10 protein-coding genes are annotated in these 12,201 nt (G+C 58.6%); 3 read left to right on the forward strand and 7 right to left on the reverse strand.

All coding sequences use genetic code 11. The annotated features are described in order from the left end of the window. Positions 1-112: 112 nt before the first annotated feature. Positions 113-568 carry a tRNA (cytidine(34)-2'-O)-methyltransferase gene (locus tag BLW22_RS31890; protein WP_046070509.1) on the reverse strand — a complete coding sequence of 152 codons (456 nt, stop codon included), beginning with the start codon at positions 566-568 and terminating at the stop codon, positions 113-115. Between BLW22_RS31890 and BLW22_RS31895 the strand changes: the two genes are divergently transcribed. Next, positions 567-1,007 (forward strand): hypothetical protein, encoded by a 441-nt coding sequence (locus tag BLW22_RS31895; protein ID WP_074848452.1) that lies wholly within the window; start codon positions 567-569, stop codon positions 1,005-1,007. The two genes, BLW22_RS31890 and BLW22_RS31895, sit on opposite strands and share 2 nt — an antisense overlap. Before the next feature lie 535 nt (positions 1,008-1,542). Here the strand turns inward: BLW22_RS31895 and BLW22_RS31900 are convergent. From BLW22_RS31900 to glnA, 6 genes are all read right to left on the reverse strand, one after another. Beyond that, the gene (locus BLW22_RS31900) at positions 1,543-2,691 is read right to left on the reverse strand and encodes an integrase core domain-containing protein (protein WP_065924691.1); all 1,149 of its coding nucleotides are present in this window, start codon (positions 2,689-2,691) and stop codon (positions 1,543-1,545) included. Between the two features lie 125 nt (positions 2,692-2,816). Then, positions 2,817-4,253 (reverse strand): nitrogen regulation protein NR(I), encoded by a 1,437-nt coding sequence (gene ntrC, locus BLW22_RS31905; protein ID WP_027605069.1) that lies wholly within the window; start codon positions 4,251-4,253, stop codon positions 2,817-2,819. Next, positions 4,250-5,335 carry a nitrogen regulation protein NR(II) gene (gene glnL / locus BLW22_RS31910; protein WP_024072896.1) on the reverse strand — a complete coding sequence of 362 codons (1,086 nt, stop codon included), beginning with the start codon at positions 5,333-5,335 and terminating at the stop codon, positions 4,250-4,252. Before glnL ends, ntrC begins: the two co-directional genes overlap by 4 nt. Before the next feature lie 296 nt (positions 5,336-5,631). Next, positions 5,632-6,057, reverse strand: a complete 426-nt coding sequence (locus BLW22_RS31915) for a cupin domain-containing protein (protein ID WP_074848454.1) — start codon at positions 6,055-6,057, stop codon at positions 5,632-5,634. A 99-nt stretch (positions 6,058-6,156) separates the two neighbouring features. Further along, on the reverse strand, positions 6,157-6,696 hold the full coding sequence (locus tag BLW22_RS31920) for a chorismate mutase (protein ID WP_065925748.1): 540 nt from the start codon (positions 6,694-6,696) through the stop codon (positions 6,157-6,159). Positions 6,697-6,971: 275 nt separating this feature from the next. Then, a complete protein-coding gene (gene glnA / locus BLW22_RS31925) occupies positions 6,972-8,378 on the reverse strand; it encodes a glutamate--ammonia ligase (RefSeq protein ID WP_024072899.1) in 1,407 nt (468 codons plus the stop codon). 334 nt (positions 8,379-8,712) lie between these two features. Here glnA and thiI point away from each other — a divergent pair, with 334 nt between their 5' ends. After that, positions 8,713-10,167: a tRNA uracil 4-sulfurtransferase ThiI gene (gene thiI / locus BLW22_RS31935; RefSeq protein ID WP_065925747.1), complete on the forward strand. Its 1,455-nt coding sequence runs from the start codon at positions 8,713-8,715 to the stop codon at positions 10,165-10,167. Between the two features lie 139 nt (positions 10,168-10,306). Continuing rightward, positions 10,307-12,127 (forward strand): translational GTPase TypA, encoded by a 1,821-nt coding sequence (gene typA, locus BLW22_RS31940; protein WP_074848456.1) that lies wholly within the window; start codon positions 10,307-10,309, stop codon positions 12,125-12,127. The last annotated feature ends 74 nt before the right edge of the window (positions 12,128-12,201 follow it).

Raw genomic sequence — 12,201 nt, forward strand, 5'->3', positions numbered from 1 at the left:
AGTTACCTCCTGATCATGCGTATTAGCCTGTAAACCATGTCCCCGGTTAGAAATGTAAACGATGTCCCCGGTTTGTACCGGGGCAAGCCCCCTCCCACATTTGTTATGTGTGCTATTTGAAGCCGAGTTGGCGCCAGCCTTCGTAGACGGCAACGGCGACGGTGTTCGACAGGTTCAGGCTGCGGCAGCCTTCGCGCATCGGCAGGCGCAGGCGATGCCCGTCCGGCAGGGCGTCGAGTACGTCGGCCGGCAGGCCACGGCTTTCCGGGCCGAACAGGAAGGCGTCGCCTTCGGCGAAGCTGGCATCATGGAACGGTCGCGAACCCTTGGTGGTGAACGCGAACAGCCGTGGGTGGCCCAGGCTTTCCAGGCAGCTGGCCAGGTCGGCATGGCGCTGCAGGGTGGCATACTCGTGGTAGTCCAGGCCGGCACGGCGCAGGCGCTTGTCGTCCATGTCGAAGCCCAGGGGCTCGATCAAATGCAGGTGGCAGCCACTGTTGGCGCACAGCCTGATAACGTTGCCGGTATTCGGCGGAATTTCTGGTTGAAAAAGGATGACGTGAAACATGCACGGCTCCGAAGGCAAAGATGCGCTGCATTCTACCCCTGAAGAAGACCCAAGACCGAAGCTAATGCCGAGGGTCATGGGCTCATTGGCGATTGTCGGCCTGATGGTGGGCCTGATGATCGGCCGCCTGACCACCCCTGACCCGGTCGAGTTGCAGCAGATAGAGACGGCGGCGGACGGTGTGGTGGTGTGGTTCAACAGCGAACCCAAGCTGCACGGCGAGCACGTCGACGGCACCGTGGCGCTGTTGTTCGATGCACAAGGCAAAGCCGCCAGCGGGCAGCTCAAGGTCAACGACAAGGATGTGAACTGGCGCGTGCGCAAGACCGATGCGGGCTTGCTGCTGAACCTGGTGGCGGCTCGGCCGTTGCGCGGGGAGTGGAAGGGCGAGGAGGTCGATGACCGCTGGCGGCTGGAGATCCATCTCCAAGAGCAATAAAAGAGGGAGTTCCCGGCCTGCCTGTACCAGGGCTCCCAAAACGGGGTGAAGCCAGAGGCTTCGGTGTTAAAGAGGGAATCCCCGGCCTGCCTGTACCGAGGTTCCCGAAAGCGGTGTGGAGCGCGACGCGGTTCGCATCAAGCACCCCGGGTGTAAAGAGGGGATTCTCGGCCTGCCTGTACCAAGGTCCCCGAAACTGGGTTGTACAAGGGTTATTGCAGGGCGCGTGCCAGACTCGCCAAACTGTGCCAAATAATTTCATCAGAAAGCGCAAAGCCCCGGAATACGGGGCTTTGGTGTTTTCGGGGTTCAGCATTTTTTTAACAAGAGGCTTGCCTCGGGCTTGGAACGTGTGCGCGATGCTAGAACAGGGTGCATTGAAGCGGTGCACGGTTCTGAGTCCGTGTGGAGGTCCAAATGTGAGAGGGGGCTTGCTCCCGATGGCGGAGTGTCAGTCGATATCTATCTGACTGATCCACCGCTATCGGGATGTAGAACCGTAGACATCGTTTACATCTGAAACCGGGGACATCGTTTACACATTTGAGGCCTGGACGCGGGTCATACCTCGTCCAAGCCTCCCCAAGGGATAATCACACAGGTACAAATCCCAAGCTTCATCTTCAGCTTCTTTGAGCCCTATCCTTTCCCCGGACAGCGCCTCGCTGATAAATACCAACTTGCCGTTCCACTTGATCGATCCGTCCTGCCTGACGCTTCGAACTTTCATTTCTGCCGGATATTCCACATCGGGCAAGCATCCTGGATAAATTCGGGTGGACGGCACATACAAGTCTCCTGGACGTTTCATGCCGAGCGCTTCGTGAGGGCGTACGTAATTAAACTCATGCCTGAAATGCTCCAGCAAAAGCTGCTGCTCGACTAAGTTTTTCCCTAAGGGCAACTCAAGTTTCAAGCTACGGTGCATTCGTTCATGGCGACCATTCTGGGCGGGTCTTCCCGGCATGGTTCGCTCGGGATAAATACCCAGCCGAATCCACCAAACTGCCAGTGTGGATATTCTTGCCAGGCCAGGAGAGGCGAACGGTACCCCGTTGTCCGAACGGATAACTTCCGGCATGCCGTACTCCTGAAAAAGCCTCTCAAAGGCCTGTTTTACAGGCTGGGTCATGATCTTGGGATGGGCCCTGCACGCTAAAATCAGCCGCGACGCATGGTCTGTGACGGTCAAAGGGAAGCACATCTGAGCATTAAGCATCTTGAACTGCCCTTTGTAGTCAGCACACCACGTCTTGTTAGGTTCGTCGGCCTTTCGCATTTGTGCGTGGGAAATGCTGTGTCGGCGTTTGAAGCGCCGCTTTTTGACGAGCCCAAGTCGGTCAAGCCATTGACCGGCCGTACTTGGAGAGGGCCAGGTGACGGAGGGATCTTCCAGCCGTAATAGCTCGAGAAGCTTTTTCGGCCCCCATTTATCGTGAGCCTCCTTCATCGCGACTACACGGGCCAAAATCTCGTCGTCGGTTTTATTTGGGCTGTTGTGAGGTCGCCGGGACAGTTCGGATAAAGACCTCAAATCGCCGTCGTGCCGGGCAATCCACTTATCGACGGTAGGTCGGCTAACGTCAAAGCGGCGTGCCAACTGGCTTTTGGTGAAGTTGCCAGAAAGCCAATCAGCTACCAGCTTGATTCTTTGATTCATGGGGGACTCTTGGTTCCAGGGCATGATCAGTTACCTCCTGATCATGCGTATTAGCCTGTAAACCATGTCCCCGGTTAGAAATGTAAACGATGTCCCCGGTTTGTACCGGAGCAAGCCCCCTCCCACATTAGACCTCGATAGATTGGAGATCAGGCGTCGTCGCCCTCATCGTCATCACCACCATCGACCTTCATGCCCAGCTCCTTGATCTTGCGCGTCAGGGTATTGCGACCCCAACCCAGCAACACGGCGGCATCGCGACGGCGGCCGGCGGTGTGCTTGAGGGCGGTTTCGATCATGATCCGCTCGAAGGCCGGTACGGCGCTGTCCAGCAGGTTCGACTGGCCGCGTGCCAGGGCCTGGTCGGCCCATTGGCGCAGCGCCTGTTCCCAGTTGGTCACCGGTGCCGAATCCTGCGGCAGGCTCAACAGCTCCGGCGGCAGGTCGCCGATATGCACTTCGCGGCCGGACGCCATCACGGTGATCCAGCGGCAGGTGTTCTCCAGCTGGCGCACGTTGCCGGGCCATGGCAGGTTCTTCAGGTATTCCTCGGTCTCGCTTTTCAGCAGCTTCGGCTCGACGGCCAGCTCCTGGGCGGCGCGGCTGAGGAAGTGGCGGGCGAGGGTCGGGATATCTTCGCGACGGTCCGACATACGTGGGATGTGGATGCGGATCACGTTGAGACGGTGGAACAAGTCTTCACGGAACTTGCCGGCGTGCACCAGGGTTTCCAGGTTCTGGTGAGTCGCGGCGATGATGCGCACATCGACCTTGACCGGTGTGTGCCCGCCCACGCGGTAGAACTCGCCGTCCGCCAGTACGCGCAGCAGGCGGGTCTGGGTGTCGGCCGGCATGTCGCCGATTTCATCGAGGAACAGCGTGCCGCCGTCCGCCTGTTCGAAGCGGCCGCGACGCAGGTTGGCTGCGCCGGTGAACGCGCCTTTCTCATGGCCGAACAGCTCGGACTCCATCAGATCCTTGGGGATCGCCGCCATGTTCAGCGCGATAAACGGCGAGGCCGCCCGCGGGCTGTGGCGGTGCAGGGCGTGGGCCACCAACTCTTTACCGGTACCCGACTCGCCGTTGATCAGCACGGTGATGTTGGAATGGCTCAAGCGCCCGATGGCGCGAAACACTTCCTGCATCGCCGGCGCTTCACCGATGATTTCCGGGGTGCGGGTCAGGGTCGGCGGGGCTTCCTGGTTCTGCTGTTCCTGGGCGTGCTGGTTGGCGCGCTTGACCAGCGCCACGGCCTCGTCCACATCAAATGGCTTGGGCAGGTACTCGAAGGCGCCGCCCTGATAGGACGCGACAGCGCTGTCCAGGTCGGAGTGCGCAGTCATGATGATCACCGGCAGGCGCGGGTGCTGCTCGCGAATCCGCGCCAGCAGGTCCAGGCCACTGGCGCCGGGCATGCGGATGTCGGAGATGATCACGTCGGGCTGCTGGCGCGCCAGGCGGCTCATCACCCCGTCGGCGCTGTCGAAGCTCTGGGTGGTCATGCCTTCCTGTTGCAAGGCTTTCTCGAGGACCCAGCGGATAGAACGGTCGTCATCGACGATCCACACAGTTTCACTACGGCTCATGTCGATGGGGCTCCTTGTTCCAGAGGCAGAAAGATCGAGAACGTGGTGTGGCCGGGATGGCTTTCACATTCGATCAGACCCTGGTGCTGGCTGATGATGTTCTGGGTAATGGCCAGGCCCAGCCCGGTACCGTCCGGGCGGCCGCTGACCATGGGAAAGAAGATGGTTTCCTGAAGTTCCGCAGGAATGCCTGGGCCGTTGTCGATGATCTCGACCTTGGTCACCAGGCGATGGCGCACGTGGCCGATGGTGAACTGGCGCAGGGCACGGGTGCGCAGGCTGATGCGGCCAAGGCGCAGCTCGTTCTGGCTGCTGATGGCCTGCATGGCGTTGCGCACGATGTTGAGCACCGCCTGGATCATCTGCTCGCGGTCGATCAACACGTCGGGAATGCTCGGGTCGTAGTCGCGCACCAAGGTGATGCAGCCCTGGCTTTCGGCTTCTACCAACTGACAGACGCGCTCAAGTACTTCGTGCACGTTGGTCATCGCCAGCGACGGCAGCTTGTTGGAGCCGAGCATGCGGTCCACCAGGTTACGCAGGCGGTCAGCCTCTTCGATGATGACGTTGGTGTAGTCCTTGAGGTGCTCGTCCGGCAGCTCGCGGGCCAGCAACTGTGCCGCGCCGCGAATGCCGCCCAGCGGGTTCTTGATCTCATGGGCCAGGCCGCGCACCAGCATCTTGCTGGTCTCCTGCTTGGACAGCTGGGCTTCTTCCTTGGTGATGCGCAACAGGCGGTCGCGGGGGTGCACTTCGAGCAGCAGCAGGGTCGCGCCGTTGCTCAGGATCGGGGTGACGGCGTAGTCGACGGTCAGCGTCTGGCCGGTCAGTGCCGTGAGCATCGCTTCACGCTTGGTGAACGGATGTGCCTGCTCCACCGCCTGGCGCAATGAACTCAAGGCTTCGGCCGACTCGGTGAACAATTCGCTGATGAACTGCCCATGGCTGCGCTGGCCGCTGATGGCCAGGAGCATCTCCGCCGCCGGGTTCATGTACTCAAGGCGCAGGTCGTCATTGAGCAGGATGGTCGCGGTAGTCAGATTGTCGAGTAACAAACGGTGCAGTGCATCGCTGATGGTCATCGGGACCTCTTTTGGAGCAAGGCGCGGGCTTGAGGCACGCGCTGATACAAGGAAAATGCAAAAACCAAACCAAGGCTCCGAAAAGAAGCGTTAATCCCCAGAAATAGGGGTTTAAGGCGCGAAACTGTGGCGTTCTGCCAGCTTGGCCGGGAAGTTTCGAACCAAAATGGGGTGAGTCAGTGGGAAGGGTGCAGGTCGTCGCACCAATATAGTGCGGTTTTGTGAGGTTTGTTCAGGAAGTGATGAGAGAGCGCTCTCGGCGGCTGTGCGAGAGCGATCTCAGTGGTGGGGCTTTATCAGTGTGGCTGGGAGAGTGGCATGCCCGCGCTGCCGGCGTAAAAGACCAGCAGTTCCACCGGTGTGCTCCCGGTTCTGCCGCGATGGACTGTGCCTACCATCTCGGCCAGGGTTTGCCCTTGTGTCAGGGTGAGGGCTTGCCCACCTTTACGGGCTTCAACGATCAACTCGCCCGAGAGGATATACGCTGCGTTCGGCATGGGGTGGCTGTGCCAGGGTAACTGCGTATTCGCGGGGATCTTGAGTCGCAACAGCGTGAGTTCCGGCGGGCCGGAGGGATAAGCCTTGTAAGGTGTTCCGTCCCATGAAGCGCTGCTCTGCAGCAGGATTTCCTTTTCGATTTGCACGACGTTTTTCGGCTGGCTGCTGCAGCCTAGGGCAGACAAGCAGGCCGCTGTTGCGATCAAGCATTTGAGGGCTTCCATGGTTTGGTTTCATCCCGTTCGCTGAGTGGCCGGCCAGGCTACGATCGCTGTTCGGGGAGGGATGCCGGAAGGTGCCTAAAATAATGTGGGTGTCATCCGTTATTGGCCTGTGCGAATACACAGCTCGGCCGTGGCGCGGATCATCGCCAGTTGCCGCAGCGGGTCGTTCAGCGGCTCATGCACCGCTTCGGCCAGCCAGTGAGGGCACTGCGGGTCGGTACGTTGGGGGGTGAAGTCCGCCAGTTGTTGCAGCAGGCGTGTTTGCAATTGATCCAGCTGCGGGCGAATCTGCTTCACCAGGTCCGGGCGCGGATCGTCGGGTGCCTTGCCCTGGAACTGCCAATCGGACAGGTGGGTGTACTGCACCAGCTTGTTTGCCTCGATCTGGGCCGAGAAGAATTGCTCGGCGGCGGCGGGTGCCAGTTTGTAGCTCGGCGCCTGGGCGACAACGCTGGCGATCACTTCTTGTTCGCGCTTCTTATCCTCTACAGGTTTTTTGCTGTCCCATTTGCTCAAGGCCACCTGGTCGGCGATCTCCAGGCGCTCGGCGATGCTGTTGAGTAAAGGCTCAAGCGTAGGTGGCGCAGCCAATGCACTGGCGCTGATAAAGAACAAAGTGAACGCAAGTCGATGTTTCAAAGGAAATCCCCCTGTAGGAGCGAGCTTGCTCGCGAAGGTCGTTAACGATAACGCGTAAATGTTGAAGAAATGCGGTGCCCTGGCGTTTTTCGCGAGCAAGCTCGCTCCTACAGTGGTCGCGTAGGGCTCAAGCCAACCCCAAATCCACCGCCCTCCGTCTTCGATGGTCAGCCATATGCTCGACCGCCGAGCAGCCACCTGACAATCCCCAGGCAAAAAAAGACCTCCCGAAGGAGGTCTTTTCGCATCACGCCACCTTAAGCAGCGCTACCGGATCAGCAGCTGTAGTACAGCTCGTATTCCAGTGGGTGTACGAAGGTGCGTACTTTGATTTCTTCTTCGCTTTTCAGCTCGATGTAGGCATCGATGAAGTCGTCGCTGAATACGCCGCCTTTGGTCAGGAACGCACGGCCCTTGTCCAGCTCTTCCAGGGCTTCTTTCAGGCTGCCGCACACTTGTGGGATCTCTTTGGCCTCTTCAGGCGGCAGGTCGTACAAGTTTTTGTCGGCGGCGTCGCCAGGGTGGATCTTGTTCTGGATACCGTCCAGGCCGGCCATGACCAGGGCAGCGAAGGCCAGGTATGGGTTGGCTGCTGGATCCGGGAAGCGAGCTTCGATACGGCGAGCGCGCGGGCTGGATACGTAAGGAATACGGATCGAGGCGGAACGGTTGCGAGCCGAGTAGGCCAGCATGACCGGTGCTTCGAAACCTGGGACCAGACGCTTGTAGGAGTTGGTCGACGGGTTGGTGAAGCCGTTCAGGGCCTTACCGTGCTTGATGATGCCGCCGATGAAGTACAGGGCGGTGTCGGACAGGCCGGCATAACCTTCGCCAGCGAAGGTGTTCTTGCCTTCTTTGGCGATGGACAGGTGAACGTGCATACCCGAACCGTTATCGCCGTACAGTGGCTTAGGCATGAAGGTAGCGGTACGGCCGTAGGCATCAGCCACGTTGTGTACGCAGTACTTCAGGGTCTGGACTTCGTCAGCCTTGGCGACCAGGGTGTTGAACTTCACACCGATTTCGTTCTGGCCGGCAGTCGCCACTTCGTGGTGGTGAACTTCGATGACCAGGCCCATTTCTTCCATGGCGTTGCACATGGAGGTACGGATTTCGTGGTCGTGGTCGAACGGCGGAACCGGGAAGTAGCCACCTTTGATGCCTGGACGGTGGCCTTTGTTGCCGCCTTCCACGTCCTGGTCGGACATCCACGAACCTTGTTCGGAGAAGATCTTGAACATCGAACCGGAGATGTCGGACTTGAACTTGACCGAATCAAAGATGAAGAATTCCGGCTCCGGGCCTACGAATACGGTGTCGCCGATACCGGTGGACTTCAGGTATTCCTCGGCACGCTTGGCGATCGCACGTGGGTCGCGGTCGTAGCCTTGCATGGTCGAAGGCTCGATCACGTCGCAGACGATGATCAGGGTTGGGTCTTCGGTGAACGGGTCGAGGACGGCAGTGCTGTCGTCCGGCATCAGGATCATGTCGGAGGCTTCGATGCCTTTCCAGCCAGCGATGGAGGAGCCGTCGAACATTTTGCCTTCTTCGAAGAAAGCATCATCCAGCGCGTCGCGAGCCGGCATGGTCACGTGGTGCTGAGTGCCTTTGGTGTCCGTGAAGCGCAGATCAATCCATTTAACGTCATGATCTTTGATGAGTTGAACCGACTTCGACATAGTGTCCTCCGGGTGGCTTCGGGCTGGGGTAGTGGAGTTAGCCCTTAGAATGTGGGTGATGCCGGCGCGGATAGTCCGCCATGGCAACCTGCCTCACAAGAGAGCAAATTGCATGCCAGTGCGCCAACATGGGTTTTTTGCTCCAAAAACGCCCTATAAAGGGTACATAGCGACAAAAGCCTGAAATACGAGCACCGAAATGTGGCGCAAGGCGATGCAAATGCACCTCTTTAGTGCGAGTCGAGTGTTGTGCATATTAACTGGTTAAACCTTGAGCGATTTCCGCTATAATCCGCGCCCCCCTTTTTCGGCAGGCCCTGCGCGCGCTGTTTCCATGAAATTAATCGTTAAAGTCTTCCCCGAGATCACCATCAAGAGCCGACCGGTACGGATGCGTTTCATCCGTCAGTTGGCCAAGAACATCCGTGCCGTGCTCCGCGATCTGGACCCGGCTGTGGTGGTGAACGGTGTGTGGGACAACCTCGAGCTGGAAACCCGCCTGACCGACGTCAAAGCCTTGAAGGACATGACCGAGCGCCTGAGCTGCATGCCGGGTATCGCGCATTTCCTGCAGGTGGATGAGTACCCGCTGGGGGACTTCGACGACATCACCGAAAAATGCAAACGGCACTTCGGCGACAGCCTTGAAGGCAAGATTTTTTCGGTGCGGTGCAAGCGTGCCGGCAAGCACCCGTTCAGCTCCATGGACGTCGAGAAATACGTCGGCAGCAAGCTGCGTCGCGAGTGCGGCGCCGCAGGAATTTCCCTCAAGGCGCCGCAAATTGAAGTGCGCATGGAAATTCGCGACCAACGGTTGTTTGTGATTCACAGCCAGCACGACAGCATCGGCGGCTACCCGCTGGGCGCCCTGGAACAGACCCTGGTCCTCATGTCCGGCGGTTTCGATTCCACGGTGGCGGCCTACCAGATCATGCGCCGCGGCCTGATGAGCCACTTCTGCTTCTTTAACCTGGGCGGGCGTGCACACGAATTGGGCGTGATGGAGGTTGCGCACTTTATCTGGAAGAAGTACGGCAGCTCCCAGCGCGTGCTATTTGTGAGCGTACCGTTCGAGGAAGTGCTGGGCGAAATTCTCGGTAAAGTCGATAACAGTCATATGGGCGTAGTTTTGAAGCGTATGATGTTGCGCGCTGCGTCCCGAATCGCCGATCAGTTGCAGATCGACGCGCTGGTGACCGGTGAAGCGATTTCCCAGGTTTCCAGCCAGACGCTGCCGAACCTGTCACTGATCGACTGCGTGACTGAAAAGCTGGTACTGCGTCCGCTGATCGCCAGCCACAAGCAGGACATCATCGACTTGGCAGAAGAAATCGGCACCGCCGACTTTGCCAAGCACATGCCTGAATATTGCGGGGTCATTTCGGTGAACCCCAAGACCCACGCCAAGCGCAACCGCGTGGAGTACGAAGAACAACAGTTTGATATGGCGGTTCTGGAGCGTGCGCTCGAGAACGCCAAGCTGGTCCCGATCGATCGTGTGATCGACGAACTGGGCCAGGATGTGCAGATCGAAGAAGTCAGCGAAGCCCTGGCCGGACAAATCGTCATCGACATCCGTCACCCGGATGCCGCTGAAGATGAGCCGCTGGAAGTCGCCGGCATCGACGTACAAACGCTGCCGTTCTATGCATTGAACGCGCGTTTCAAGGAACTGGATAACAGCCGTCAGTACCTGTTGTATTGCGACAAAGGCGTGATGAGTCGCCTGCATGCCCACCATTTGCTCAGTGAGGGGCATGCCAATGTGCGCGTTTATCGACCGAGCTAAGAGCCCGGGGCTGTTTGCCTGTGGCCTGCGTCACCGGCCCCCCGACTCTGCCGTCAAGCTGTAACGGCAAGGCCTGACTCTACTGTTAATCGCTGCCACGACCTGTCAGCACACCGAATCCTCTGATCGAGATACACAAGTGATCGAAAATCTACGTAACATCGCCATCATTGCTCACGTTGACCATGGTAAAACCACCCTGGTAGACAAACTCCTGCGTCAATCCGGCACCCTGGAGCGCAACGAGCTCAACGACGAGCGCGTGATGGACTCCAACGACCAGGAAAAAGAGCGCGGTATTACCATCCTGGCAAAAAACACCGCTATCAACTGGAACGGCTACCACATCAACATCGTGGATACCCCGGGCCACGCCGACTTCGGCGGCGAAGTAGAACGCGTAATGTCGATGGTTGACTCCGTTCTGCTGCTGGTTGACGCTCTAGACGGCCCTATGCCGCAAACCCGTTTCGTGACCAAGAAGGCTTTCGAAGCCGGCCTGCGTCCGATCGTGTGCATCAACAAGGTTGACCGTCCAGGCGCGCGTCCGGACTGGGTTCTGGACCAGATCTTCGACCTGTTCGACAACCTGGGTGCCACCGAAGAACAGCTGGACTTCAAAGTCGTCTACGCCTCGGCCCTGAACGGCATTGCCGGTCTGGAACACACCGACATGGCTGAAGACATGACCCCGCTGTACCAGTCGATCGTCGACAACGTACCGGCGCCTAAAGTTGACCGTGATGGTCCGTTCCAGATGCAAATCTCGGCACTGGACTACAACAGCTTCCTGGGTGTTATCGGCGTTGGCCGTATCGCTCGTGGTAGCGTCAAGCCGAACACCCCGGTTGTTGCTATCGGCGCCGACGGCAAGAAGCGTAACGGTCGTATCCTGAAGCTGATGGGTCACCACGGTCTGCACCGTATCGACGTTGAAGAAGCTTTCGCTGGCGACATCGTCTGCGTGAGCGGCATGGACTCCCTGTTCATCTCCGACACCCTGTGCCAGCCGGACAACGTTGAGGCGATGAAGCCTCTGACCGTTGACGAGCCAACCGTTTCCATGACCTTCCAGGTAAACGACTCGCCTTTCTGCGGTAAAGAAGGCAAGTTCGTGACTTCCCGTAACATCAAGGAACGTCTGGACAAAGAGCTGCTGTACAACGTTGCACTGCGCGTTGAAGAAGGCGACTCGGCTGACAAGTTCAAGGTTTCCGGCCGTGGTGAGCTGCACCTCTCGGTACTGATCGAAACCATGCGTCGCGAAGGCTTCGAAATGGGCGTTGGTCGTCCAGAAGTGATCATCCGTCAGGTTGACGGCGTGAAGCAGGAACCGTTCGAAAACGTCACCATCGACACCCCGGAAGAATCCCAGGGCAAGGTCATGGAAGAGATGGGCCTGCGTAAGGGCGACCTGACCAACATGGTGCCGGATGGCAAAGGCCGTGTGCGTCTGGAATACAACATTCCTGCTCGTGGTCTGATCGGTTTCCGTAACCAGTTCCTGACCCTGACCAACGGTGCTGGCATCCTGACCTCGATCTTCGATCGCTACGACACCATGAAGTCCGGCGACATGTCCGGCCGTCAGAACGGTGTCCTGGTATCGGTAGAAACCGGCAAGGCACTGACCTACTCCCTGGAAACCCTCCAGGCGCGTGGCAAGCTGTTCGTTGAGCACGGTCAAGAGATCTACAACGGTCAGATCGTTGGTCTGAACAGCCGTGACAACGACATGGGCGTCAACCCAACCAAAGGCAAGAAGCTCGACAACATGCGTGCTTCGGGCAAAGACGAAACCATCGCCCTGGTCCCACCTGTTCGCTTCACCCTGGAACAGGCCCTGGAATTCATCCAGGACGACGAGCTGTGCGAAGTCACGCCTAAGTCGATCCGCCTGCGTAAGAAGATCCTGGACGAAGGCGAGCGTACCCGCGCTGCCAAGAAAGCCAAGAACTGAGTTAACTCAGGCTGAATGAAAAACGCCCCCGGTCGAAAGGCCGGGGGCGTTTTTTTTGCCTGCAATTTGTGTTG

The sequence above is a fragment of the Pseudomonas marginalis genome, from assembly GCF_900105325.1.
In the GTDB taxonomy this organism is placed as follows: domain Bacteria; phylum Pseudomonadota; class Gammaproteobacteria; order Pseudomonadales; family Pseudomonadaceae; genus Aquipseudomonas; species Aquipseudomonas marginalis.

Bases quoted from the DNA above. Each gene is read 5' to 3' on its own strand.
- BLW22_RS31895 (WP_074848452.1), top strand. From the start codon at position 567: ATGCACGGCTCCGAAGGCAAAGATGCGCTGCATTCTACCCCTGAAGAA.
- BLW22_RS31890 (WP_046070509.1), bottom strand. From the start codon at position 568: ATGTTTCACGTCATCCTTTTTCAACCAGAAATTCCGCCGAATACCGGC.
- BLW22_RS31900 (WP_065924691.1), bottom strand. From the start codon at position 2,691: ATGCCCTGGAACCAAGAGTCCCCCATGAATCAAAGAATCAAGCTGGTA.
- ntrC (WP_027605069.1), bottom strand. From the start codon at position 4,253: ATGAGCCGTAGTGAAACTGTGTGGATCGTCGATGACGACCGTTCTATC.
- glnL (WP_024072896.1), bottom strand. From the start codon at position 5,335: ATGACCATCAGCGATGCACTGCACCGTTTGTTACTCGACAATCTGACT.
- BLW22_RS31915 (WP_074848454.1), bottom strand. From the start codon at position 6,057: ATGGAAGCCCTCAAATGCTTGATCGCAACAGCGGCCTGCTTGTCTGCC.
- glnA (WP_024072899.1), bottom strand. From the start codon at position 8,378: ATGTCGAAGTCGGTTCAACTCATCAAAGATCATGACGTTAAATGGATT.
- thiI (WP_065925747.1), top strand. From the start codon at position 8,713: ATGAAATTAATCGTTAAAGTCTTCCCCGAGATCACCATCAAGAGCCGA.